Below are 23,894 nucleotides of genomic sequence, written 5' to 3' on the forward strand. Positions count from 1 at the left end.
CAAGAAACCGCGAAACGAGAGATCGCTCCCGAACGCGACCACCACTGCGAATCGCGGGGAGGCGGGACTGACATCGGGCCTACCGAGTGGGGCGCCACGGTCGGTGTCGGGCCCTGGGAGGGGCCTTGGCCGACCGATGAGCGGTACGACCCCGAGCTGCTGGAGCACGGCGACCGGCGCAACGTGGTCGACCACTACCGCTACTGGCGGCGCGAGGCGATCGTCGCCGACCTGGACCTGCGGCGGCACGACTTCCACGTGGCCATCGAGAACTTCCAGCACGACCACAACATCGGCACCGTGGTGCGCACCGCCAACGCCTTCGCCGCGAAGGCCGTGCACATCGTGGGCCGGCGGCGGTGGAACCGGCGCGGCGCGATGGTGACCGACCGCTACCAGCACGTCCACCACCACCCGGAGCTTGCCTCGCTGCGCGCGTACGCGGCCGAGCACGACCTCGCGGTGGTGGCGGTGGACAACACGGCGGGCGCGGTGCCGATCGAGCGCACGGCCCTGCCGCGCCGCTGCGTGCTGCTCTTCGGCCAGGAGGGCCCGGGCCTGCGCGAGGAGTCGCGGCTGGACGCCGACCTGGTGGTCTCCATCGCGCAGTACGGCTCCACGCGGTCGATCAACGCGGGCGTGGCGGCGGGCGTGGTGATGCACACCTGGATCCAGCAGCACGCGGATCCCGCTGCGGCCTGGTGATCGACCGGCGATGAGTTCGCAGGCCCTGGCTGGTCTACCCCGGTGAATCGCGAATTCGCCGTGACCAGTGAGGGGCCTGCCATGTCCGCCAACGCACTTCCGCCCGTCGTCGACGCCGAGACCTGGCAGCGGCAGCTCGACGAGCTGCGCGCCAGGGAGAAGGCCGCGACCCGCGAGCTCGACGCGATCGCCGCGCAGCGCCGCCGCCTGCCGATGGTCGAGATGCCCGACTACACCCTCGAGGGCGAGGAAGGGCCGGTCCGGCTGGTGGACGTCTTCGACGGCAAGTCGCAGCTGATCGTCTACCACCACATGTGGTTCCCGGGCCAGGAGTGGCAGTGCGGGGGCTGCACCATGTTCACCTCGCAGTTCACCAGGCTGGAGTTCCTGGCCGACTACGACGCCCGGTTCGTCATCGTCACCCAGGGGCCGATCGACGAGGCGCTCGCCTACAAGCGGCGGGTCGGAAACCGGATGACCTGGTACTCCACCGCGAACAGCCGGTTCGGCGAGGACGTCGGCGCACCGCCCGGCGGGGCGTTCGCCATCAACGTGTTCCTGCGCGACGGCGAGACGGTCTACCGCACCTGGCACAGCAGTGGCCGCGGCACCGAGCAGCTCAGCCACACGTTCGCGCTGATCGACCTGCTGCCCTACGGGCGGCAGGAGGAGTGGCAGGACTCGCCCGAAGGCTGGCCGCAGGGGCCCACCTACGGCCGGTGGCCGTCCTCCGAGACCACCGCCGCGCGCTACGGCGAGTAGGCCCGGAAAGCAGTCGCGCGGACCCGATCGGAATCGGATCCGCGCGACGGTGGCGACTTGGTCAGCTCGCGGCCTTGCGGGCCTTCTCGCGGCGGCCCTTCAAGTACTCGATGACGATCGGGATGACCGAGATGACGACGATCAGGATGGCCATCGCTTCGAGGTTGTCCCGGATCCACGGGATGTTGCCGAGGAAGTAGCCGAGCAGCGTCATGCTCACGATCCAGGCGACGCCGCCGATCGCGGAGAAGCTGAAGAACTTCTTCTGGTCCATCTGCGCGATGCCCGCGACCGCGGTGATGAACGTGCGCACGATCGGCACGAACCGGGCCAGGATGATCGCCCGCGCGCCGTACTTCTCGAAGAACTCGTGGGTCTTGTCCACGTGCTCGCGCTTGAACAGCTTCGAGTCCGGCTTGTTGAACATGGCGGGCCCGACCTTGCGGCCGATCCAGTACCCGGTCACGTTGCCCACGAAGGCGCACAGCGTCAGCAACGCGCAGACCAGCCAGATCGGGGTGTCGATCGCACCGGCCGCGACGAACAGGCCGGTGACGAACAGCAGGGAGTCACCCGGCAGGAAGAAGCCGATGAGCAGGCCGCACTCGGCGAAGATGATCAGGCACACGCCGATCAGGGCGAACGGGCCGAGCGCCTGGACGATGTTCTCTGGGTTGAGCCAGTCCGGCAGCAGGGCCAGCGCGGTGGTGTTCGCGGCGGCGTTGACAATCGCGGGCAGTTCGGTCGTCACGGTCGCCAACGGTACCGCGAGGCCCTGGAGCCCGATCCGCGGGCGAGTTACCCGCCGTGCACGCACCACTTTCGGCCGATCACCCGGTGGAACGGCGAGGCCGGAGCGCGAGCACGTACTGCGACGAGCCGAGGTGGTCCGCCGGGCGTCAGATCCGCCCGGACGGGCTCATCAGAAATACCGGACGGCGACTGTCACACCGGCCATGAGAACGCCGGTGACCAGCCCGAGGACCACGGCGAACACCAGCACGCCGACCACCGGCAGCCGCTTCGGCCGCGGCGGGGTCGGAACCGGGGCCTGCGGCGCCGGGCCCATCCCGGGGCTTCCCCCGGCCTGAGCGCGCAGCGCCGCGGACAGCAGGTGCTGAGGATCAGGAGAAGTCACGCCCCGAGCCTAACCACTCGGCCGACCAGGTCTCCGGACCCGAGGTCCGCAATTTCAATTGAAATCGGACGTCCGATTTCAATTGAAATTGCACCAATCCGGACGCACCACCGGTGTGTCGGGCACCCGACACCCCGGTGGTCCGGCAAGTTCCATTGAAATCGGAGGTCGAATTTCCATTGAAATTGCACACCTCTCCGGCGTGTCGGGGACTCGACACGCCGGAGGGTCAGCGCGGGTCGACGGCCCAGGCGCCGTCCTTGAGGACTCCGGTGAGCCGCAGGTCGGTGTCCAGGACCGCCAGGTCGGCCGCGAGGCCGGGGCGGATCGAGCCGATGCGGTCGTCGAGGCCGAGCAGCTGGGCCGGCTTGGTCGACGAAGCCGCCACCGCCGCCGGGACGCTCTGCCCGCCGGACTCGACCAGGTTGCGGAACGCCACGTCCATGGTCAGCGTGCTGCCCGCCAGCGAGCCGTCCGCCAGCCGCGCCTCCCCGTTGGCCACGGTCACCGGGAGCTTGCCCAGCTCGTAGGTGCCGTCCCCGGCGTCGGTGGCGCTGATGGCGTCGGTGACCAGCACCGTTCGCCCGGTGCCCGCGTGCGAGGCCGCCAGCTGCACGATCGCCGGGTGCAGGTGCACCAGGTCGCAGATCAGCTCGACGGTAACCCGCTCGTCCTCCAGCAGCACCCCGATCGGGCCCGGTTCGCGGTGGTGCAGCGGGCGCATCGCGTTGAACAGGTGGGTGGCCACCGTCGCGCCGGCCTCCACCGCGGGCACCACCTGCGAGAGCACCGCGTCGGTGTGCCCGACGGCGGCGATCACCCCGTGGTCGACCAGCTGGCGGACTGCCTCGACACCGTTCGGCAGCTCCGGCGCCAGGGTGACCATCCGGACCGTCCCGCGGCCCGCGTCCAGCACCTGCTGGACGGCGGAGGCCTCCGGGGCCCGCAGGATCGCCGGGTCGTGCGCGCCGCAGCGCGCCGAGGACAGGAACGGGCCCTCCAGGTGGATGCCCGCCAGCTCGCCGTCCACCACCAGGTCGCTGAGCGCGCTGATCTGCTTGGTGAGATCGGGCAGCGGGGCGGAGACCAGGCTGGCCAGCATCGTCGTGGTGCCGTGCAGCCGGTGCGCGGCGATCGCGGCCCGCGCCTGGTCGACCTCGATGCTGGTGAACGAGCCGCCGCCACCGCCGTGGCAGTGGATGTCCACGAAACCGGGCACCAGCCACTGCCCGCGCAGATCCACGACCTCGCCCGCAGCGGTCGGTCCGGTGCCGACCTCGGCGATCTTCCCGCCGGAGATCCGGACCCAGCCCTGGTCCAGCACGCCTTCCGGGGTGACGACCTGCCCACCGGCGAGGATCAGTTCGGGAGCGTTCACTTTGTTCTCAACCCTTCCGTCGCCAGCAGCGCTGCCCCGAGGCAGCCCGCGGTGTCGCCGAGTTCGGCCAGTTCCAAGCGCGGGCGGCGGTGGTACGCCGCCAGCATGCCGTCGAGCCGGTCGCGCAGCGGCTCGGTGAGCAGGTCGCCGGCCTGCGCGAAGCCGCCGCCGAGCACGATGCACTCGGGTGCGGCGATGGTGATCAGCACCAGCAGGCCCTTGGCCAGTGCATCCACCGCTTCCTGCCACACAGCTTGCGCGTCCGGGTCGCCCGCGCGCACGGCCGACGCCACTTCCGCGCTGCTGCGCTCCACGCCGGTGCGCTCCTGGTAGCGGCGTGCCACGGCCGCGGAGGACGCCAGCGCTTCGACGCAGCCGGTGCGCCCGCAGCCGCAGGCCTCGCCGTGGCCGATGTCGACGTGCCCGAGCTCGCCCGCGAACCCACCGCCGGAGTGGAGCTTCCCGTCGAACAGCAGCGCCGCGGCGATGCCGGTGCCGATCGGCAGCACCACGACGTCGCGCATGCCGCGCGCGGCGCCCAGGCGGGCTTCGGCGAGGCCGCCCGCGCGCACGTCGTGGCCCAGGCTCACCGGCAGGTCGATGCGCTCGGCGAGCATGTCGCGCAGTGGTACGTCGCTCCAGCCGAGGTTGGCCGAGTAGACGCCGATGCCGCGGTCCTCGTCGACCGCGCCCGGCACGACGACGCCGACGGCGTCCGCCGACGCGCCCACGCGCAGCTCGGTCACCAGCTCCGCCACGGCGGCCACCACCAGCTCCGCGGTCGCCGCGCCGTCGGCTCCGCGCGGGGTCGGGCGTCTCAGCCAGCGCAACGGCTCCGCGCGGTGCCGGTCGACGGCGACCAGCGCGGCCTTCATCTCGGTTCCGCCGACGTCGACGGCGATGGCGTTTGCGGTCACGCCGACGATCCTCCGCTACCGGACGCCTATTGGTCTACACCAAACGGGTGTGTTGTTCGCGGAAGGTTTTCGCGGACTTCCCGGGCCTCAACTGCCCATCAGCTTCTGCAGCGCGTCCAGCGCGCGGCTCGCGGTGGACTTCACCGTGCCCCGCGAAACCCCGGTGGCCTCGGCGATCTCCGCTTCGGACAGGTTGCCGTAGTAACGCAGGACGAGGACCTCGCGCTGCCGCCGCGGGAGTTTCGCCAGCGACGCCACCACCGCCTGGTGCTCGGCCGTCAGCATCGCCAGCGACTCCGCCGAACGGGCGTCGGCCTGGTGCGGCGGCTGGTACTCGCGGGCCGTCTTGCGGCGGCGCAGCACCGAGCGGCTGCCGTTGACCACCGCGGTCCGCAGGTAGCCGATCGCCGCCCGCGCGTCGCGCAGGCCGGACCAGTTGCGGTACAGGCCGGTGAAGGCCTCCTGCACCACGTCCTCGGCGGTGGCCGGATCGTCGACCAGCAGGATCGCCAGCCGCACCATCCGCATGCGCTGCTGGCGGTAGAGGTCTTCCAGGGTCAGCGGAGCTGACTCGTCGGCCGCTGCGCCGTCCAATGTGCGCAGGTGACCGAGGGTCTGCTCGACGCTCCGTTCGACTCCGCGTGAATCACCGGCCATGATCGGACAAGCTACCGGTTGTCCCCCGGTCGGTGTGGCCCGGCCGGGTAGCGTGCGCATCGATCGTGATCGGAGAAGACGGAGGTTCGGCATGGCCAGGTTCGTGGTCGATTTGGTCTACGGCGAGGACCAGGAACGCCGCTTGCAGGTCCGCCCGGCGCACCGCGACTACTGCCGCGAGCTCGCGGACCGCGGAGTGCTGCTGGCCGGTGGCCCGTTCACCGACGGCGCGGGCGCGCAGATCGTCTACGAGGTGGCCGACCGGGACGAGCTGCGGGCGGTCCTCGACGCCGACCCGTACACCGAGGCAGGAGTGATCGCGCGGACCAGCGTCCGGGAGTGGGACGTCCTCATCGGCGCCTGGCTGTAAGGGTTCGTCCGGCGAACTCGGCCCGCGTGGCGGAAGTTCACCTGATTGCGGGAGCCCGTTCTCGCGCGTGCGATACGCGGCGAACGGGCTGTCCTCGCCGGGCGAGCGCCGAGAGCCCGCGGGGGTGCCGCACCGCTTTCAAGATCAAAAACGGTGACCGCTTCGAGGGATGAAACCGCAGCGTGTGAGGATGTACACAGGATTCGTCCGGTTCTGAATCCTGTCACCGGCTTTCAAAACCGGCCCGGCTCGGGCACTGTGACGCGAAAGTGTGGCGCCGAGCCGGAACGGCCCGCTGGTGGCCTGCCGCGGCTCGTAGGATGCTGCGCAACTCTCCGTCACCAAGACTGAACTCCATGCGAGGAGGACGACCGATGCCCATCGCGACCCCCGAGGTCTACGCGGAGATGCTGGACCGGGCGAAGGCTGGCGAATTCGCCTACCCGGCCATCAACGTGACCTCGTCGGAGACGCTCAACGCGGCGCTGCGCGGGTTCGCGGAGGCCGAGAGCGACGGCATCATCCAGTTCTCGACCGGCGGCGCCGAGTTCGCTTCCGGCACCAAGGTCAAGGACATGGTCACCGGCGCCACCGCGCTGGCCGAGTTCGCGCACGTCGTCGCCGCGAAGTACCCGGTGAACATCGCCCTGCACACCGACCACTGCCCGAAGGACAAGCTGGACGGCTTCGTCCGGCCGCTGATCCAGATCAGCCAGGAGCGCGTCGACCGCGGCGAGAACCCGCTGTTCCAGTCGCACATGTGGGACGGCTCGGCGATCGACCTCGACGAGAACCTGGAGATCGCCCAGGACCTGCTGGCGGCCGCCCACAAGGCCAAGATCATCCTGGAGCTGGAGGTCGGCGTCGTCGGCGGCGAGGAGGACGGCGTCGCCAACGACATCAACGAGAAGCTCTACACCGCGCCCGGCGACTACGAGAAGACCGTGGACGCCCTCGGCAGCGGCGAGAAGGGCCGCTACCTGCTGGCCGCCACCTTCGGCAACGTGCACGGCGTCTACAAGCCGGGCAACGTCAAGCTGCGCCCGGAGATCCTCAAGCAGGGCCAGGACGTGGTGTCCGAGAAGCTGGGCCTGGCGGCCGGTTCCAAGCCGTTCGACCTGGTCTTCCACGGCGGCTCGGGCTCGCTGCTGGAGGAGATCCACGAGGCGGTCTCCTACGGCGTGGTGAAGATGAACATCGACACCGACACCCAGTACGCCTTCACCCGCCCGATCGCGGACCACATGTTCAAGAACTACGACGGGGTCCTCAAGATCGACGGCGAGGTCGGCAACAAGAAGACCTACGACCCGCGCAGCTACCTCAAGGTGGCGGAGCAGGCGATGGCGGCCCGAGTGGCGCACGCCTGCGAGAACCTCAAGTCCGCGGGCCGCATGCTCGCCGGCTGACACGCAGCTCGTTCGACGGCCCGTCCGCCAGGTGCGGACGGGCCGTCGTCGCACCTGACAGGATTGGGCCATGACGAGGAACCTGTTGGAACCGCCGGAGACGCTGCTGCCGGAGAGCCCGGAGGCGCAGTCCGAGCTCGACGCGGGCACCGACCCGACCGTGGTCGCCGCGCACCACCCGGCCTTCAGCGCTGCTTGGGCCGCGCTCGCCGAGGGCGCGCTGGAGTCCGGCCAGAACATCGCCGCCTACGCCTACGCCCGCACCGGCTACCACCGCGGGCTCGACGCGCTGCGCCGCGCGGGCTGGAAGGGCTTCGGCCCGGTGCCGTGGCGCCACCAGCCGAACCAGGGCGTCCTGCGCTCCATCGCGGCGCTGGCGAAGGCCGCGCAGTCGATCGGCGAGGACGAGGAGTTCGACCGCTGCCGCCAGCTGCTCGCCGACAGCGATCCGGCCTCCCTCGAAGCCACCGGCCTGGCCTGATCCCCCGTTCGGGACGTCGTCACCCGGGTGAACGTCGATTTCGCACGAAATCGACGCAGCCCCGGGTGGCGGCACCGTGAGCTGCGGAGTCCGTCGAGGATCACTGCCCTGGCGCTCGGATCGCCGGGCGATCTGACGGACAATGTCCGGTGTGCACAGACTGCGCGAGGAAGTTACCCGGCGACTGCGCCGGCTGATGCGCACCGGCGTGCCCATCGTGCAGTGCGCCGTCGCCGCCGGGCTCGCGTGGTTCCTGGCGCGGCACCTCTTCGGGCACCCGCAGCCGTTCTTCGCGCCGATCGCGGCGGTCATCTCGCTCGGTGTCTCGCTGGGCCAGCGGATGCGGCGCGCGCTGGAGCTGGTCGTCGGCGTGAGCATCGGGATCGGCGTCGGCGACGTGCTGATCTCGTTCATCGGCACCGGCACCTGGCAGATCGCGCTCGTCGTCGCGCTGGCCATGAGCACGGCGGTGCTGCTGGACAGCGGAGTCGTCATCGTGCTGCAGGCCGCTTCGTCATCGGTGCTGGTGGCGACCCTGCTGCCGCCGGCGACCGCGGGCGGGCTGACCCGCATGCTCGACGCGGCGATCGGCGGCCTGGTCGGGTTCGTGGTCGCGGCGCTGCTGCCCGCCAACCCGCTCGCCGTGGCGCACCGCAACGGGCGGCTGGTGCTCGGTGCGCTGGCCGATGCGCTGCGCGGCGTCGCCTGGGCGGTGGCGCGGCAGGATCCCGAGATGGCCGGCGACGTGCTCGCGGACGCCCGCAAGAGCCAGAAGTCCGTCGAGGAGTTCCGCACCGCGCTGGAGGCCGGGCAGGAGATCGCCAAGTTCGCGCCGATCCGGTGGCGGCGGCGCGGCGATCTCGAACGCTACGAGACCGCGTCGACGCCCATCGACCGGGCGCTGCGCAACACCCGTGTGCTGGCGCGTCGCGCGCTGGCCGCGCTGCGCGACGGCGAGCCCGTGCCGCGTCCGCTGCCGGCCCTGCTGGAGGAGCTGGCGGGCGCGGTGGTGCTGCTGCGCGACGAGCTCGCCAGCGGTGTCGACCCGCTGCAGACCCGCGAGGCGGCCCGCTCGGTGGCGAAGAAGTCCACTGTGGAACTGCTCGGGGAGGGCGACTTCTCGATGCAGGTGGTCGTCATGCAGGTCCGCTCGATCGCGGTCGACCTGCTGCAGGCGACCGGGCTGAGCCGCACCGAGGCCACAGCAGCCCTCCCGCCGCTGTACCCCGAGGCCAAGGACTAGGGCCGGTCTTTGTCTTTGAAGCGGCGAAGCCGCTCGTCAGACAAGCCCTAGGGCCGGTTGAGGACTGCTGCCAGGGCGGTGTGCAGGGCTTCGTGGTCGCGCGGGTCGTGCAGGTGGCAGTCCGCCGCCGAGATCCGGTACCACTCCTCGGCACCGGCGTAGCGGATCCACACCTCCACCGCACCGTCGACGCACGTCGTGGCCAGCTCCAGCGCACCGGTGATGACGCCGACCTCGTCGGTCATCACCCCACCCGGTGGCGCGGCGATGGACGAGCGCAGTTCCGGCATGGCCCTCTCCTCTCACGGCCTCCCGATGATCGCGTCGAGCGCCGCGAGGTGCGACTCGTAGGCGCTGCGGCCCAGCGGCGTGGCGCTCAGCCAGGTGCGCGGACGGCCGTCGACGTTGCCCTTGCGCACCTCGACGTAACCGACGGATTCCAGCGTGGAGATGTGCTTGGACAGGGCGGAATCGCTGACCTCGACGGTGTCGCGGACGCGCCGGAACTCGACCTGCTCGGCGGTGACCAGCAAGGCCATGATCGAGAGACGGACCGGGGAGTGGATCTCGCGGTCCAGCAGGTGCCGGGGATGCTCCGGCCGGCTCACTTCGGACGGCCTTCGGGCGCGGCGATCTCGATCTTGCTCATCCCCGCAATCTCGCAACCGCTCGCCGGTGTGTCAAGCGGCGCCCGCCGGGCGAGCGGGCGCCGCCGACCCGGCTCAGCAGCCGTCGAGTGCCTTCTGCAGCGCCGACTTCTCCGCATCGGTGATGGTCAGCTCGTACTTGTGCTTGCTGCCGATCCACATCGAGGCGTACTCGCAGTGGTAGTCCGCCAGCGGCGGCATCCACTGGTCCGGCGTCTGGTCGCCCTTGGTCTGGTTGACGTTGTCGGTGACCGCGATCAGCTGCGGGCCCTCCAGGTCGTTGGCGAACTGCTGGCGCTTCTCCTGCGTCCAGTCCGCCGCGCCGGAGCGCCACGCGGCGGCCAGCGGCACCACGTGGTCGATGTCCACATCGGACGGCTGGGTCCAGGTGTCGCCGTCGTACGGGCTGTACCAGCTGCCGGAGGTCGGGTAGCAGTCCGAGCCGACCTGCACGTCCTTGCCGTCCCGCTTGAGCACCGCCTCGCGGGTGTTGCAGTTGTCCGGTCCGTCGATCCAGTGCGGGAACTTCTCCCGGCTGTAGCCGTCCATCGAGCCCTCGGGAGCGACCTTGAGCTCGCCGAGCTGGGTCTTGGCGGTCGCCGGGTCCGGGATGCCCGGCGGCTCGGCGCCGGCCGGCGCGGCCAGGCCGAGTCCCAGAGCGGCCGCGAGCGGCAGGGCGGTCAGGGTCGCGCGCAACGTTCGGTGGCCTGTCATGGCTTCCTCCGCGTGGGCGTCTCGCCGTTGTCGGATTTCGACCATTGCCCACGCAGGTGGCCGGATCAATGCCAGTGCGTGGCCAGCGGGTGACTTGGCGTGAAATCGCCACCGATCGTGTCACCTTCTGGTGAATTTCGCACCGACCTGGTTCCGGTAGCTGCTCCCCGAACGGGTGATCTCAGTGATTTCCCAGACATTTCACCCGTCATCACCGAGCGAACCGCAGGTCCTCGGTGTGCCGGTACCAAACCCACTTCTCCGCCGGGCGCGGGTGCTTCATGCCGTCGTGGACGACCGTCGCCGAGCGGAACGAAGCCTGCACCGCGCGCCCCCGCGTCACTTCGCTGCGGCGACGCAGCAAGCCGCGGCGCACCGTGGTCACCAGCAGCCCGTCCGTCGCGGGGTCGAGCATCGCGTTCATCGGGTCCGAGGTGGACTCAGGCAGCGGCTCGGCCTCCGGATCCGGCGAGATGGTGATCTCCAGCGCGCTGCCGTTGAGCACCTGCTCGTCGTCGCAGTACACCTGCCCGGTGATCGGCTCGATCGTCCCGGCGCCGAGCAGCACGCCGCCCGAATCGTCGCGGATCAGCGCGGACGGGCGCGGCGCGGCGGTCAGAGCGCGCTCGAAGTCGCCGGCCCGCAGCCCCCACAGCCGCGCGGCCGGGGAGTCGGTGACCGGCACGTAGCCCACCACCAGGTCACCCAATCGGTTCTTCCGGAGCAGCCGGAGCACGACCGAGGCGAAGTCGGCGTCGGTGCCGTGCACCACCAGCCGTTCCGAGGTCTCGGCGAGCAGCGGATCCAGGTCCTGGCGGGTCGGCGTGACCGGCAGGTCGAACCATCGCACACCGTCACCGGACGGACGCGCTGCGCGGTCGACGTTTCCGCAGGACAATGCGGTCGTACTCACGTTTCGCTCCTGGTTTACCCTGATCGACCGGCATACCCCGTGGTGGGAGCGGGCGAAGCGTGCGGTCACGCTGGCTACCACCCAGTCCAGGTTGGAGTTTCACATGCCGGCGATCGTGCTGATCGGCGCCCAGTGGGGCGACGAAGGCAAGGGTAAGGCGACCGACCTGCTCGGCGAGCAGGCCCAGTGGGTCGTCCGCTACCAGGGCGGCAACAACGCGGGTCACACCGTGGTGCTGCCCGACGGGCAGGACTTCGCGCTGCACCTCATCCCGTCCGGGATCCTGACCCCGGGGGTGACCAACGTGATCGGCAACGGTGTCGTGGTCGACCCCGGCGTGCTGCTCGAGGAGCTGGCCGGGCTGGAGGAGCGCGGCGTGGACACCTCGCGCCTGCTGCTCTCCGCCGACGCGCACCTGATCATGCCCTACCACGTGGCCATCGACCGGGTCACCGAGCGGTACCTCGGCAAGAAGCAGATCGGCACCACCGGTCGCGGCATCGGGCCCTGCTACCAGGACAAGATCGCTCGCGTCGGGGTCCGCGCGCAGGACCTGCTGGACGAGAAGATCCTCCGGCAGAAGGTCGAGGCAGCCCTCGACGTGAAGAACCAGATCCTGGTCAAGGTGTACAACCGCCGCGCGATGGACGTCGACGAGGTCGTCGACACCGTGCTGGCGCAGGGCGAGAAGTTCGCGCACCGGATCGCCGACACCAAGCTGCTGATCAACCAGGCCCTGGAGCGCGACGAGACGGTGCTGCTGGAGGGCTCGCAGGGCACCCTGCTCGACGTCGACCACGGCACCTACCCGTTCGTGACCTCGTCGAACCCGACCTCCGGCGGCGCCTGCGCCGGCTCCGGCATCGGGCCGACGAAGATCGGCGCGGTGATCGGCATCCTCAAGGCCTACACCACCCGCGTCGGCGCCGGTCCGTTCCCGACCGAGCTCACCGACGAGGCGGGCGAGAACCTGCGCAAGCAGGGCGGGGAGTTCGGCGTCACCACCGGCCGCTCGCGGCGCACCGGCTGGTTCGACGCGGTGATCGCGCGCTACGCGACCCGGGTCAACGGCATCACCGACTACTTCCTGACCAAGCTGGACGTGCTGTCCGGTCTGGAGACCATCCCGGTCTGCGTGGCCTACGACGTCGACGGCGAGCGGGTCACCGAGATGCCGATGACGCAGACCGGCGTGCACCACGCGGTTCCGGTGTACGAGGAGATGCCGGGCTGGTGGGAGGACATCAGCGGGGCGCGCAGCTTCGAGGACCTCCCGGCCAACGCCCGCGCCTACGTCGAGCGCATCGAGGAGCTCTCGGGCTCCCGCGTCTCGGCGATCGGCGTCGGCCCCGGCCGCGACCAGACGATCGTCCGCCACACGATGGCCTGAACCGCCCAGGGGGATCCCGATTCCGGTCAGGATCCCCCCTGGTCGGGGCGGTGTGGTCGCGATTTCAATGGAAATCGGACGTCCGATTTCCATTGAAATTGGACATCCTGCGGCGTGTCGGGGTCCGACGCGCCGCAGGGGACGCAATTTCCATTGAAATCGAAGATCTGATTTCCATTGAAATTGCGTCAGCGGTTGCGCCAGGAGCTGTCGAGGGCCGCTTCTTGGAGGTCGAGTTCGCGGAGGACCCGGCGGAGGACCTCGTCGTCGAGGTTGCCCGCGTCGCGCTCGTCGGCCATCGCCGAGCGCTGCACCTCCAGGAGGTCGCGGCGCAGGTCGGAGAAGCCCCGGCTGCTGGTGTCCTCCCGCTCGGCGGGCGTCCGGCCGACCTGCTCGGCCGCGGCCATGCCCTGGTGCTCCACCAGGGCCTTCATCCGGGTGATGATGCGGTCGAAGCGCTCCGGGTCGGTGTGCAGATCCGCCGGCGCGAGGCCGTCCAGGTAGCGGAGGGCCGCGTTGGTCGCCGTCACCCGCGCCTCGGCTTCCTCGTGGTCGTCGCGGGCCGCCTCGGCCGGGTCGATGACGTCGAGCTTGCGGATCAGCCAGGGCAGCGTGGTGCCCTGCACCAGGATGGTGGCGACCGTGATCACCGACGCGACGAACTGGATCAGGTCCCGCGCCGGGAACGGCTCGCCGGCGCTGGTGGTGAACGGGATCGCACCGGCCGCGGCGAGGGTGACCACACCGCGCATCCCCGCCCACGAGATCACCGCCGTGCGCCGCCACCGGCCGCCGGGCCGGTGGCCCGGGCTCAGCAGGTGCGACAGGCCGGGCAGGTAGTTCGAGCTGAACATCCACAGGACCCGGAAGCCGACCGTCGCGGCGAAGATCGCCAGCGTGGCCAGCAGCAGCGAGCTGATGTCGCGCCCGGAGGCGATCAGCGCGTCGACCACCGTCTTCAGCTGCAGCCCGATGTAGGCGAACACCAGGCTCTCCAGCAGCAGGTTGATCGAGGCCCAGACGGTGTGCTCCTGCAGGCGGCCCGCGGCGCGGGCGCGCGGCTGGTTGTGGCCGACGTAGAGCCCGGCGGTGACCACCGCGAGCACGCCGGAGCCGTACAGCTCCTCGGCCGTGAGGTAGGCGATGAACGGCACCAGCACACCCAGGACCGTCGCGACCTGCACGTCCGGGATGCGGGTGCGCGCGGCCTGCGCGAGCACGCCGAACACCAGTCCCAGCCCGACGCCGAACACCACGGCCAGCACGAACACCAGCACGCCGTGCGAGAGGGTGGGCGTGGCCCCGACGACGGCGGCGATCGCCATCCGGTAGATCGTCAGCGCGGCGGCGTCGTTGATCAGGCTCTCGCCGCCGAGGATCGTCATGACGCCGCGCGGCAGCTTGAGCTGGCGGCCGATCGCGGAGGCGGTCACCGCGTCCGGCGGGGCGATCACCGCGCCGAGCACGATCGCCGAGGTCAGCGGCAGCTCGGGGATGAGCGCGTAGGCGAGCCAGCCGATCACGAACGAGGTGGCGATCACCTGCAGCACGCCGTGGTGCGCGATCTTTCGGATCTGGGCCCGGAAGTTCGTGTAGGAGCTCTCCAGCGCCGCGGCGTAGAGCAGCGGCGGGAGCACGACGGTGAGCAGCAGCTCCGGGTTGATGTTCAGCTCGGAGGTGCCGGGGATCAGCGACACCAGCAGCCCGACCAGCACGAGCAGCAGCGGAGCCGCGATCTCGCGGCTGCGCGCCAGCGCGGTGACGAGCAGTGCGCCGATCAGCACGAGCAGCAGTTGAACCACCGGATGCCACCTCCGTCCACCATGGACAGGTTAGGCGGCACCCGAACCGAACCGCTCGGCACCGACGTTCCGGCCGAGCGGACGTTTCGGCAGGTGATGGCCCGTGAGTGCTTTGTGGTGCCATAGCGCCACAAAGCACTCACGGGGCCTGAACAGCGGAAACGGAACCGCTGTCAGCGGCCCGCGGCGAAGTCGTCGCGGGCGACCACGGCGATGTCCGGGTGGTCGGCGAAGATCCCGTCGATGCCGGTCTCCAGCAGCGCGCGGAGGAAGCCGAAGACGTCGCCGTAAGCGGCCGGGTCCTCCGAGGAGCGGAAGTCCTTCGGCAGGAAGTTGTTCTCCGCCCGCACGGTGTAGGGCACGACCTCCAGGCCGGCCTCGTGCGCGTCGGCCACCACCGGCGTCGGCTCGGCCAGGTACCCGTCTTCCTTCACCGGCAGGATCACCTTGGTGTCCGGCCCGATGACGTCGGCGTAACCGGCGATCTCCTTCAGACCCTCCGGCGCGACCAGGTCGGCGTAGGTGCGCGGGTCACCGGACTCGACGAAGTCCTGCGGGGCGCCGCTGTTGCTGATCAGCTGCACCAGGTCGACCTTCAGCGACTTGTTCAGCTCCTTGAGGTTGGCCACCTCGAAGGACTGCACCGCGACCTTGGCGTTCGGCCGGTTCAGCCCGTTGCGGGTCAGCGCCCGCACCACGCCGGGCTCCAGCGGCAGCCCGATCGAGGCGAAGTAGCTCGGGTGCTTGGTCTCCGGCGCGACGCCGATGTCCCGCTTCAGCTCGCGGGACAGCCGGGCGCGCAGGTCCAGGACCTCCTGGAACGTCGGCACCTCGTAGCGGCCGTCGTAGATGGTGTTGTTCGGCCGCACCTCCGGGATGCGCTCCTTGGCGCGCAGCGTCTTGAGCTCGGCCAGCGTGAAGTCCTCGGTGAACCAGCCGGTCAGCGTCTCGCCGTCGATGACCTTGGTGGCCTTGCGCTCGGCGAACTCGGGGCGGTCGGCCACGTCGGTGGTGCCGCCGATCTCGTTCTCGTGCCGCGCGACCAGCACGCCGTCCTTCGTCGGCACCAGGTCCGGCTCGATGAAGTCGGCGCCCATCCGGGCGGCCAGCTCGTAGGAGGCCAGCGTGTGCTCCGGGCGGTATCCCGAGGCCCCCCGGTGGCCGAAGACCGACACCAGTTCGGCGTCGGCCTGCGGGTTCGGTGCGGCGATCGCGGGCGCGGTGACCAGCCCGAGCGCCGCCGCGCCCGCGACGGACAGCGCCGTCAGGCGTACCCGAATCGTCAATGTGCCCTCCCGTGTTCCGCAGCGCGTCGATCAACGCTGCACATTCGGGCAAAACACTGACCGCCGCAATCGACCATTCGCGCAAGCCGGTGCGACGTCCGGTCGACCGGCAGGTGAACGCCGGGTTGGGCCACCGGGGACGCTGTCGGCGTAGCCGTCCGCGCTTGTGAAGCGGCGGCAGCCGCTTTGAGCACGCACGCAGGTCGACCACCGGCGGGTACGGTGGCCCGCCACTGGGTGGCTCTCTGGGCGAGGACGGCCTCTCCGCCGTGTAGTGGCCATACATCAGGAGAGGCACCCGCAGTCCAGGGAAGCAGTCAGGTTCCGCCAAGCGACCACCCGAGCAACGCAACCACCACTAGGCCTATTGGCGGGGGCAGGTCCGGCGTGGCCTGTCGCACGCTCTACGCTGCGGTTCGTGCGAATCCTCGTGATCGGTGGTGGCGGCCGGGAGCACGCGATCGCCCTGGCCCTGTCCCGCGATCCCTCCGTCACCGCGCTGGCCTGCGCGCCCGGCAACGCCGGCACCGCTGCGCTGGCCGAGAACTACGGCGTCGACGTCGCTAAGCCCGCCGACGTGGTCAAGCTGGCCACCGAGTGGCAGGCCGACCTGGTCGTGTTCGGCCCGGAAACGCCGCTGGTCGCGGGTGCGTCCGACGCGGTCCGCGCGGCGGGCATCGCCTGCTTCGGCCCGTCCCGGGCGGCGGCCCGCATCGAGGGCTCGAAGGCCTTCGCCAAGGACGTCATGCTCGCCGCCGGGGTGCCGACCGCGCACAGCGAGGTGGTGGACAACCCCGCCAAGCTGGACGCCGCGCTGACCCACTTCGGGCCGACCTGGGTGGTCAAGGACGACGGTCTGGCCGCGGGCAAGGGCGTGCTGGTGACCAGCGACTTCGACGCGGCGCGGGCGCACGCGCTCAAGCTGCTCGACGGCGGTCACCCGGTGCTGCTGGAGTCCTTCCTGGACGGCCCGGAGGCCTCGCTGTTCTGCCTGGTCGACGGCACCGCGGTGGTGCCGCTGCTGCCCGCGCAGGACTTCAAGCGCGTCGGTGACGACGACGCGGGCCCCAACACCGGTGGCATGGGCGCCTACGCGCCGCTGCCGTGGGCGCCGGAGGGCCTGGTCGACGAGGTCGTGCGCACCATCGTGCAGCCGACCGTGGACGAGCTCGCGCGCCGCGGCACCCCGTTCTCCGGCCTGCTCTACGCCGGTCTCGCGCTGACCTCCAGCGGCCCGCAGGTGATCGAGTTCAACTGCCGCTTCGGCGACCCGGAGACCCAGGCGGTGCTGGCGCTGCTGAACACGCCGCTGGCCTCGCTGTTCAACGCGGTGGCCAACGGCACGCTCGCCGAGCAGCCGCCGCTGGAGTGGGAGTCCGGCGCCGCGGTGACCGTCGTGGTGGCCGCGGAGGGCTACCCGGGGCGGCCGCGCGTGGACGACGTGATCCAGGGCAGCGACGGGCAGGGCGTGCTGCACTCCGGCACCCGGCGCCGCGAGGACGGCGCGGTGCTCTCGGCGGGCGGCCGCGTGCTGTCGGTCGTCGCCACCGGCGAGGACCTGGCGGCGGCGCGCGAAGCGGCCTACCAGCGCGTCAGCGGCGTGCACCTGCCCGGTTCGCACTACCGCACCGACATCGCGCTGCGCGCCGTGCGCGGCGAGATCACCGTTCCGACTGACTGATCGATCGGACATTCCGGCGAAAACCGCCCGGTGGCAGGGGAAACCCCGCCACCGGGCGGTTTTTTCTGGTGTTCTTGGAGTGAGTGTTCCAGTGGCTGGTTCGCGTGGCGGTGCCGGTGGCGGAACCTCAGCGCCCGCCTGGACTCCGGGATCCCGGACTTATGTATGTCCGATACACGGCGCTCGGGCTGTCCTCGCCAGGCGAACGCTGAGAACCCGCGGCGGTGCGAGCTGCGAGGGTGGGCTATGCGCCTGCGGCGCATGCGGCACCTTCGAGCCGCGGCCTGTTGATCGCCGCGCCTGCGGCCACGGACCAGGATGAAGGGCTCGGGGAACCGGGCGGAGGAGGGGTCGTGACGCAGGCTGGCTACAACTTGTCGGCGCTGGAGGACTGCCGGGCCGAGCTGGACGGCAAGGCGGGGCCGGTCGGCGCCGTCGGTGACGGTTTCGAGGGGCAGCACGTCGACGCCGCGATCTTCGGCGAGCTGGACGCCGCCGGTGATCTCGCCGCCGCGATCACCGCGCTGGACGCCGCGGGCAAGAAGCAGTTCGACGCCGCCGAGCAGCTGCTGCGCAGCGCCAGCGGCGCGCTCGACGCGGTGCGGCGCAGCGTCGACGAGATCGACCAGGCCAACGCCGAATCATTCCGCTGAAACTGGGGATTCTGATGGGGATTTCGGGAGAAGTGGCGGGCAAGCCCGGCGGTGGGAAGCTCGCCGAGCAGCTGCGCAGGATCGAGAACAGCAGGCCGGAGGACATCCGCGCGATCGGTGCGCGCTGGCGCGACGCGGCCGGGCAGGCCGATGACCACGGCAACGCCCTGGTGCAGACGGTGAACGCCCTCGACGGCGCGTGGGAAGGCGGTTCCGCGGACGCCTTCGTCGGCTACATGGGCAAGATCAACGACGGGTTCGGCGAGGCGCGCGAGGCGCTGCAGAGCTCCGCCGACGTGCTCGACCGCGCGGCCCAAGCGGTGCAGGTGGCGAAGGACGAGGTCAACTCGATCGGCGAGCGGGCGCTGGCCGACGCGCGCCGCGCCGAGCAGGCGTACGAGAAGGAGATCGCCGACGACGCCGCCGAGGAGGAGGCGGCGAAGCGGCGCGACGAGACCATCGCGAAGGCCATGCAGGCGCACGCCGCGGAGGCCGAGGGCAAGATCGCCGAGGCGAACGCCGGGCTCAGCGCTGCGCTGGGTGAGCTGCGCAGCGCCGCGGCCGGGCTCGACGACGTGTTCTCCGCGCTGCCGAAGGCCGGCGAGCAGCCGTTCACGCCCGCCGAGGGCCGGAAGGCCGACTGGGAGATGACGATGTCCTCGGCGACGAATCCGCAGTCCGCGCCGCCCGCCGGTGAGTCCTCAGGCGGCTCCGGTGGTTCCGGCTCCGGGGGTTCGGGCTCGGGCGGCGGCTCCGGTGGTGGCGAATCCGGTGGTGGCGGCGGTGGCCTCGGGCCCAGCGGTGGTCCGCCCGCCGGCCCGCCGCCCGGGAACGTGCAGGAGTGGATCCGGGAAGCGATCAAGATCCTGCAGGCCAACGGCATCCCGGTCACCGAGGACAACATCGACGAGATCTGGACGATCATCCAGAAGGAGTCGGGCGGCAACCCGAACGCGATCAACGACTGGGACTCGAACGCGGCCAAGGGCACCCCGTCGAAGGGCCTGATGCAGTGCATCGACCCGACCTTCCAGGCCTACAAGCTGGCGGGTCACGACGACATCTGGAACCCGGTGGACAACATCATCGCGGGCGTCCGCTACACCTTCGACCGCTACGGCGGCTTCGACGGGCACCCCGGTCTGAAGTCCATGGCCCAGGGCGGCGGCTACCAGGGCTACTGATCCGGCGGGGGTTCCCGGAGCGCACCGCGTTTGACAGGCTGAACGCATGGTCGATCCTGCTGTTCTGGGCGTCGCGCAGCGCGCCGATGTGGCTCCTTTCCAGGTCATGGAGGTGCTGACCGCCGCAGCGGAGCGGCAGCGGGCGAAGGGCGACGTGGTGTCGCTGGCGGCGGGCCAGCCGTCCACGCCCGCGCCGCGCGCCGTCCGCGAAGCCGCCGCCGCTGCCCTCGAACGCGACTCGCTCGGCTACACCGAGCAGCTCGGTCTGCGCGCGCTGCGGGAAGCCATCGCCGGGCACTACGGCGAGCTGCCGGTGCGGGCCGACGACGTGGTCGTGACCACCGGCGCGTCCGGTGCGTTCCTGCTCGCGTTCCTCGCCGCCTTCGACGCCGGGGACCGGGTCGCGCTGGCCCGCCCGGGATATCCGGCGTACCGGAACATCCTGTCCGCGCTGGGCTGCGAGGTCGTGGAGCTGCCGTGCGACGCGACGACGCGCTTCCAGCCCACCGTCGCGATGCTGGCGGAGCTCGACCGGCCGGTGGACGGGCTGATCGTGGCGAGCCCGGCGAACCCGACCGGCACGGTGCTCTCCGGCGCCGAGCTGGCCGAACTCGCGGAGTGGTGCGAGGCCAACGGCGTGCAGCTGATCAGCGACGAGATCTACCACGGGCTCAGCTACGGCGACCCGCTGCACTCGGCGTGGGAGTTCTCCCGCGAGGCGATCGTGGTGAACTCCTTCTCCAAGTTCTGGTCGATGACCGGCTGGCGGCTGGGCTGGATGCTGGTGCCGCCGCGGCTGCGGCGCGCGGTCGACTCCCTGACCGGCAACTTCACCCTCTGCCCGCCCGCGCTGTCCCAGCACGCCGCGATCGAGGCCTTCTCCCCGGACGCCCTCCGGGAGGCCGCCGGGCACGTCGAGCGCTACCGGCAGAACCGCGAGCTGCTGCTCGGCGGGCTGGAATCGCTCGGCATCACGCGGGTGGCGCCGGCCGACGGCGCGTTCTACGCCTGGGCCGACATCGGGGACCTCACCGACGACACCACGGCGTTCTGCCGCCGCCTGCTGGACGAGACCGGGGTGGCGGTGGTGCCCGGCGCGGACTTCGACCCGGAGCTGGGCAACCGCTACGTGCGGATGTCCTTCGCGGGCAGCACCGAGGACATCGCGGAAGCCCTCGACCGCCTGAAGTCCTGGTTGCCCGCCACCCGCTGACCCGGGGTCGGGGGAGCCCTGAGATTTCCCGGGTGTGCGGCTCGGGTGGGACTAATCGGGCATCGGATCTGGCAGGCTGGGGATTACGAGTTGCTGCGGTCGAGCTGAGGTGCGTGCGATGTTGTGGAAGGTGATCGGCGGACTGCTGGTCCTGTGGCTGGTGATCTCGGTCGCGGGGGTCGTCATCAAGGGCCTGTTCTGGCTCGCGGTGATCGGCGGCGTCCTGTTCGTCGCGACCGCCGCGGTCGGCTGGGCCCGCGACCGCAAGAAGATCAAGTCCTAGCTCTCCCGCTCCACCTGTGGAGTGGTGGGTGAAGGGCGCCTTTCACCGGCTTGATCGGCGAAAGGCGCCCTTCATCGCGAGAATCACCTGGTCAGGTGGGCTTGGAGTAGTGGGCGGGCGGCTTCGGCGCCGGACCAGAGCTCCGCGCCCAGGCCTGCTTCGCGGGCCGCGTCGACGTTCTCCTGGCGGTCGTCGAAGAACAGGCAGTCCGCCGGTTCGGCGGCGAGGGTCTCCAGCAGGGCGCGGTAGATCCGGGCGTCCGGTTTCGCGAGCTTCAGGTCGCCGGAGAACACCAGGTGCTTGAACAGCCGCGCCCAATCCGTGCCTTCCACCGCGCGTCCGAACGACGCCGGGGCGTTGGAGAGCAGGGCCAGCGCGACGCCCTGTTCGTGCAGGTCGTCGAGCAGCCTGCGCGAGTCCGGGTCGGTCTCCAGCCAGCCTTCGACGTCGGCGCTGGTCAGTCGCTCGGACAGGTCGGCGTCCACCTGCCGGCCCAGCCGCGCGGCCACTGATCGCCAGTAGTCCAGGTCCGGGCAGCCCCAGTCGTAGGCCTTGCGCTCGGCGAAGTACGCCGCCTCGAACTCCTCGGGATCGGCGTCGAGCAGCGCCGCGATCCCGGGCAGCGCCGCGGTCCGCCTGCTGATCACCTCGCCGTAGTCGAAAACGACCCAACGCACCACGTGCACCTCCTGGTCAGAGCCCGGCTTCCTTGATCCGGCGCAGCGCTTCCCCGATGTCGGCCTTGGTGACGTCGCGATGCGTGACGAACCGGATCTGGCCGCTCATCGAAACCGCCCGCACGCCGATCGCCGTCAAGCGTTCCAGGGCGAGGCCCACGTCCGGCACCGCCGCCAGCACGATGTTGGTCTGCGGCGTGGTGACCGACCAGCCGTGCTCGGCCAGGCCCTCGGCGAGCAGCCGCGCGTTGTCGTGGTCGGTGGCCAGCGCGTCGATGCGGTCCAGCGCGACGAGCCCGGCCGCGGCCAGCACACCGCCCTGCCGGACGCCGCCGCCGAGCATCCGCCGCACCCGGCGCGCCTCGCCGATGAAGTCCGCACCACCTGCGATGACGGACCCGACCGGGGCACCGAGCCCCTTGCTCAGGCACGCCTGCACGCTGTCCGCGCCGACGGTCAGCGCCGCGGGCGGCAGCCCGAGGGCGACGGCGGCGTTCCAGATCCGGGCGCCGTCGAGGTGGATGCGCAGGCCGCGCTCGCGGGCGGCGGCCGCCAGCTGCGCGTGCTCGTGCGGCGGCGTCACCGCGCCACCAGCGCTGTTGTGCGTGTTCTCCAGGCACAGCAGCGTCGTGCGCAGGGTGTCGTAGCTGGATTCGCCGTGCGCGCGCACCGTCTCCGGCGTCGGCCGGCCGGGCCCGGCGTTCCACTCCAGCGGTTGCGGCATGCCGCCGGCGAGCCAGGCGGCGGAGCCGAACTCGTAGGCCAGCACGTGCGCACCGCGCGGCGAGAGAAAGCGGTCGCCGCGCTGCAGGTGCAGCATCAGCGAGATCAGGTTGCCCATCGACCCGCTCGGCACCCAGAGGGCGGCGGCGGTGCCGAGCAGTTGGGCGACGCGTTCCTCGAGGGCGCGCATCGTCGGGTCGTGGTCGAGCACGTCGTCGCCGACTTCGGCGGCCGCCATGGCCGCGGACATCTGGGCGTCGGGACGCGTGACCGTGTCGGAGCGGAGGTCGATCGGTGCCAGCTTGGTCACGAACGGATCACATCACACCGGACCCGGGTGAGGGCAACAGCCCGTCGCGGCCCGCTGCGGGGATTGCGGTATCAATCACGGGGTGGATTGCCGCTCCGGCGCGTGCAACGGTTGGAGGCGGGGATCCCGTCCTGGACGTGCAAGCACTTGACGAGCGGAGAGTTCCGCGTGGACCAGCGCGAGGAGCAGGAGTTCGCGGAGTACTTCGCGGCTCGGCGGGAGGCGGTGCGTCGGATGGCGTACATGATGTGCGGTGACTGGCACCGCGCGGACGACCTCGCCCAGACCGCGTTCATCTCCCTGCACCGGCACTGGCGGAAGGTGCGCGACAAGGGCGCGCTGGACGCCTACGTGCGCCGGATCCTGACGCGGGCGGTGATCGACGAGTCCCGGCGCCCGTGGCGGCGGGAGCGGGCCGCGGAGGTGCTGCCGGACCGCCCGGTGGACAGCCCGGACGTGGACGACTCGGTGGCGACCAAGCAGACCCTGCTCGCGGGGCTGCAGAAGGTGCCGCCGAAGCAGCGCGCGGTGCTGGTGCTGCGGTTCCTGGAGGGGCTGGACGTCGCGGGCGTCGCGGCGGTCATGCGGTGCAGCGAGGGCAACGTCAAGAGCCAGTCCGCCCGGGGTCTCGCGGCGTTGCGCGAGGCGCTGGGCGATCAGCTCGGTGATCTGCGGTCGGCGTGAGGAGGTGCGGGTAAGTGGACGAGCGCAAGCTCGAAGAGCTGTTTCGTGATTCGGTGCAGTCCGTTCCTCCGGCGTCGTTCGACGAGCACGACGTGGCGCGGGCGTCGCGGCGGATCACCGCTCGACGCCGGATGACGGCGCTCGGGGGGACGGTGGCGGTCGCCGCCGTGCTCGCGGGCGGAGTCGTCCTGGTCATGCCACCGGAGTCGAACGTCACCAGCCAGCACGCGCAGCCCGAGGTCTCGACGGCCTCGCCGCGCAGCGAGGACGGGCCGGGCATCCTGACCGACCGCGGTGGTCGCTGCGGGCCGGACGCGCAGGTGGCCGCGGCGGTGACCAAGGAGCTGCCGGAAGCCGCGTCGACGGCGCCGGTGGCGGCCCCGGACTGCCCGTCCGGGGCGAAGGTGGCGTCCTTCGTGCTGCGCGAGGGGCCCGCGGCGGGCAGCGTGACGGTGATCGTGAGCCCGGCGGGCACGGTGCCGCCGGAGCAGTCGAAGACGGGCGACACGCGGCATCCCGACGGCACCGAGCAGTCCGTGCGGCAGGCGCGCAGCGGCAAGCTGGTCGTCGTGCGCAGCGACCCGGACGAGGGTTCCCCGGCGGCGCCCTACCGGACCCGGCTGCCCTCGATCGCCGGAGGCATCGCGGGCCAGTTCTGACCACGCGGAGCACAT

27 protein-coding genes are annotated in these 23,894 nt (G+C 71.1%); 14 read left to right on the forward strand and 13 right to left on the reverse strand.

Annotated features, from left to right (window positions below; genetic code table 11):
- The first annotated feature begins 21 nt into the window (after positions 1-21).
- Positions 22-705 carry a TrmH family RNA methyltransferase gene (locus ATL45_RS14650; protein WP_093159272.1) on the forward strand — a complete coding sequence of 228 codons (684 nt, stop codon included), beginning with the start codon at positions 22-24 and terminating at the stop codon, positions 703-705.
- Between the two features lie 81 nt (positions 706-786).
- Positions 787-1,467: a DUF899 domain-containing protein gene (locus tag ATL45_RS14655; RefSeq protein WP_093159102.1), complete on the forward strand. Its 681-nt coding sequence runs from the start codon at positions 787-789 to the stop codon at positions 1,465-1,467.
- A gap of 61 nt (positions 1,468-1,528) precedes the next feature.
- On the opposite strand, the gene ATL45_RS14660 is transcribed toward ATL45_RS14655, so the two are convergent.
- The 5 genes from ATL45_RS14660 to ATL45_RS14680 form a co-directional block, all read right to left on the reverse strand.
- Positions 1,529-2,218, reverse strand: a complete 690-nt coding sequence (locus ATL45_RS14660; RefSeq protein ID WP_246025348.1) for a DedA family protein — start codon at positions 2,216-2,218, stop codon at positions 1,529-1,531.
- A gap of 171 nt (positions 2,219-2,389) precedes the next feature.
- Complete coding sequence (locus tag ATL45_RS14665) at positions 2,390-2,605, reverse strand: hypothetical protein (RefSeq protein ID WP_121505344.1); 216 nt, start codon at positions 2,603-2,605, stop codon at positions 2,390-2,392.
- Positions 2,606-2,834: 229 nt separating this feature from the next.
- Entirely contained in the window at positions 2,835-3,983 is a 1,149-nt protein-coding gene (gene nagA / locus ATL45_RS14670) for an N-acetylglucosamine-6-phosphate deacetylase (RefSeq protein ID WP_093159104.1), read from the reverse strand.
- Positions 3,980-4,900, reverse strand: a complete 921-nt coding sequence (locus ATL45_RS14675) for an ROK family protein (protein WP_093159107.1) — start codon at positions 4,898-4,900, stop codon at positions 3,980-3,982. The genes nagA and ATL45_RS14675 overlap by 4 nt, the downstream gene beginning before the upstream one ends.
- Positions 4,901-4,987: 87 nt before the next feature.
- Positions 4,988-5,557, reverse strand: coding sequence for a SigE family RNA polymerase sigma factor (locus ATL45_RS14680; protein WP_093159109.1), 570 nt, complete (start codon positions 5,555-5,557; stop codon positions 4,988-4,990).
- A gap of 91 nt (positions 5,558-5,648) precedes the next feature.
- Between ATL45_RS14680 and ATL45_RS14685 the strand changes: the two genes are divergently transcribed.
- From ATL45_RS14685 to ATL45_RS14700, 4 genes are all read left to right on the forward strand, one after another.
- Positions 5,649-5,927: a YciI family protein gene (locus ATL45_RS14685; protein ID WP_093159112.1), complete on the forward strand. Its 279-nt coding sequence runs from the start codon at positions 5,649-5,651 to the stop codon at positions 5,925-5,927.
- A gap of 374 nt (positions 5,928-6,301) precedes the next feature.
- Positions 6,302-7,336: a class II fructose-bisphosphate aldolase gene (fbaA, locus tag ATL45_RS14690; RefSeq protein ID WP_093159114.1), complete on the forward strand. Its 1,035-nt coding sequence runs from the start codon at positions 6,302-6,304 to the stop codon at positions 7,334-7,336.
- Positions 7,337-7,406: 70 nt separating this feature from the next.
- Positions 7,407-7,817: a DUF3151 domain-containing protein gene (locus ATL45_RS14695; protein ID WP_093159117.1), complete on the forward strand. Its 411-nt coding sequence runs from the start codon at positions 7,407-7,409 to the stop codon at positions 7,815-7,817.
- A 142-nt stretch (positions 7,818-7,959) separates the two neighbouring features.
- Positions 7,960-9,060: an FUSC family protein gene (locus ATL45_RS14700; RefSeq protein ID WP_177242094.1), complete on the forward strand. Its 1,101-nt coding sequence runs from the start codon at positions 7,960-7,962 to the stop codon at positions 9,058-9,060.
- A gap of 47 nt (positions 9,061-9,107) precedes the next feature.
- On the opposite strand, the gene ATL45_RS14705 is transcribed toward ATL45_RS14700, so the two are convergent.
- The 4 genes from ATL45_RS14705 to ATL45_RS14720 all read right to left on the reverse strand — a co-directional run bounded on the left by ATL45_RS14705 (position 9,108) and on the right by ATL45_RS14720 (position 11,334).
- Entirely contained in the window at positions 9,108-9,350 is a 243-nt protein-coding gene (locus ATL45_RS14705) for a hypothetical protein (RefSeq protein ID WP_093159119.1), read from the reverse strand.
- A 12-nt stretch (positions 9,351-9,362) separates the two neighbouring features.
- A complete protein-coding gene (locus tag ATL45_RS14710) occupies positions 9,363-9,668 on the reverse strand; it encodes a winged helix-turn-helix domain-containing protein (RefSeq protein ID WP_246025349.1) in 306 nt (101 codons plus the stop codon).
- Between the two features lie 114 nt (positions 9,669-9,782).
- On the reverse strand, positions 9,783-10,421 hold the full coding sequence (locus ATL45_RS14715; protein WP_093159122.1) for an HNH endonuclease family protein: 639 nt from the start codon (positions 10,419-10,421) through the stop codon (positions 9,783-9,785).
- Positions 10,422-10,632: 211 nt separating this feature from the next.
- Complete coding sequence (locus ATL45_RS14720) at positions 10,633-11,334, reverse strand: hypothetical protein (protein WP_246025350.1); 702 nt, start codon at positions 11,332-11,334, stop codon at positions 10,633-10,635.
- A gap of 103 nt (positions 11,335-11,437) precedes the next feature.
- Here ATL45_RS14720 and ATL45_RS14725 point away from each other — a divergent pair, with 103 nt between their 5' ends.
- Entirely contained in the window at positions 11,438-12,724 is a 1,287-nt protein-coding gene (locus ATL45_RS14725) for an adenylosuccinate synthase (RefSeq protein WP_093159127.1), read from the forward strand.
- Positions 12,725-12,912: 188 nt separating this feature from the next.
- Here ATL45_RS14725 and ATL45_RS14730 read toward each other — a convergent pair whose 3' ends face one another.
- Together ATL45_RS14730 and ATL45_RS14735 are read right to left on the reverse strand one after the other, a co-directional pair.
- Positions 12,913-14,526 (reverse strand): Na+/H+ antiporter, encoded by a 1,614-nt coding sequence (locus ATL45_RS14730; protein WP_093159129.1) that lies wholly within the window; start codon positions 14,524-14,526, stop codon positions 12,913-12,915.
- Positions 14,527-14,699: 173 nt separating this feature from the next.
- On the reverse strand, positions 14,700-15,806 hold the full coding sequence (locus ATL45_RS14735; RefSeq protein ID WP_093159283.1) for a glycerophosphodiester phosphodiesterase: 1,107 nt from the start codon (positions 15,804-15,806) through the stop codon (positions 14,700-14,702).
- A gap of 424 nt (positions 15,807-16,230) precedes the next feature.
- On the opposite strand from ATL45_RS14735, the gene purD reads away from it, so the two are divergent.
- The 5 genes from purD to ATL45_RS38855 all read left to right on the forward strand — a co-directional run bounded on the left by purD (position 16,231) and on the right by ATL45_RS38855 (position 20,826).
- Positions 16,231-17,493 (forward strand): phosphoribosylamine--glycine ligase, encoded by a 1,263-nt coding sequence (purD, locus tag ATL45_RS14740; protein ID WP_093159132.1) that lies wholly within the window; start codon positions 16,231-16,233, stop codon positions 17,491-17,493.
- Positions 17,494-17,846: 353 nt separating this feature from the next.
- Positions 17,847-18,146 (forward strand): hypothetical protein, encoded by a 300-nt coding sequence (locus tag ATL45_RS14745; protein ID WP_093159134.1) that lies wholly within the window; start codon positions 17,847-17,849, stop codon positions 18,144-18,146.
- 14 nt (positions 18,147-18,160) lie between these two features.
- Positions 18,161-19,330 carry a WXG100 family type VII secretion target gene (locus ATL45_RS14750; RefSeq protein ID WP_093159137.1) on the forward strand — a complete coding sequence of 390 codons (1,170 nt, stop codon included), beginning with the start codon at positions 18,161-18,163 and terminating at the stop codon, positions 19,328-19,330.
- 46 nt (positions 19,331-19,376) lie between these two features.
- The gene (locus ATL45_RS14755; RefSeq protein ID WP_093159139.1) at positions 19,377-20,543 is read left to right on the forward strand and encodes an aminotransferase class I/II-fold pyridoxal phosphate-dependent enzyme; all 1,167 of its coding nucleotides are present in this window, start codon (positions 19,377-19,379) and stop codon (positions 20,541-20,543) included.
- Positions 20,544-20,661: 118 nt separating this feature from the next.
- Positions 20,662-20,826, forward strand: coding sequence for a hypothetical protein (locus ATL45_RS38855; protein ID WP_170210241.1), 165 nt, complete (start codon positions 20,662-20,664; stop codon positions 20,824-20,826).
- 83 nt (positions 20,827-20,909) lie between these two features.
- Here the strand turns inward: ATL45_RS38855 and ATL45_RS14760 are convergent, their stop codons facing one another.
- Together ATL45_RS14760 and ATL45_RS14765 are read right to left on the reverse strand one after the other, a co-directional pair.
- Positions 20,910-21,503: an HAD family hydrolase gene (locus ATL45_RS14760; protein ID WP_170210242.1), complete on the reverse strand. Its 594-nt coding sequence runs from the start codon at positions 21,501-21,503 to the stop codon at positions 20,910-20,912.
- Positions 21,504-21,519: 16 nt separating this feature from the next.
- On the reverse strand, positions 21,520-22,536 hold the full coding sequence (locus tag ATL45_RS14765) for a threonine aldolase family protein (RefSeq protein WP_093159144.1): 1,017 nt from the start codon (positions 22,534-22,536) through the stop codon (positions 21,520-21,522).
- 168 nt (positions 22,537-22,704) lie between these two features.
- Here ATL45_RS14765 and ATL45_RS14770 point away from each other — a divergent pair, with 168 nt between their 5' ends.
- Together ATL45_RS14770 and ATL45_RS14775 are read left to right on the forward strand one after the other, a co-directional pair.
- Positions 22,705-23,220: a SigE family RNA polymerase sigma factor gene (locus ATL45_RS14770; protein WP_093159147.1), complete on the forward strand. Its 516-nt coding sequence runs from the start codon at positions 22,705-22,707 to the stop codon at positions 23,218-23,220.
- Positions 23,221-23,234: 14 nt separating this feature from the next.
- Positions 23,235-23,879 (forward strand): hypothetical protein, encoded by a 645-nt coding sequence (locus ATL45_RS14775; protein ID WP_093159149.1) that lies wholly within the window; start codon positions 23,235-23,237, stop codon positions 23,877-23,879.
- The last annotated feature ends 15 nt before the right edge of the window (positions 23,880-23,894 follow it).

Source organism: Saccharopolyspora antimicrobica (assembly GCF_003635025.1).
GTDB classification, from domain to species: domain Bacteria; phylum Actinomycetota; class Actinomycetes; order Mycobacteriales; family Pseudonocardiaceae; genus Saccharopolyspora; species Saccharopolyspora antimicrobica.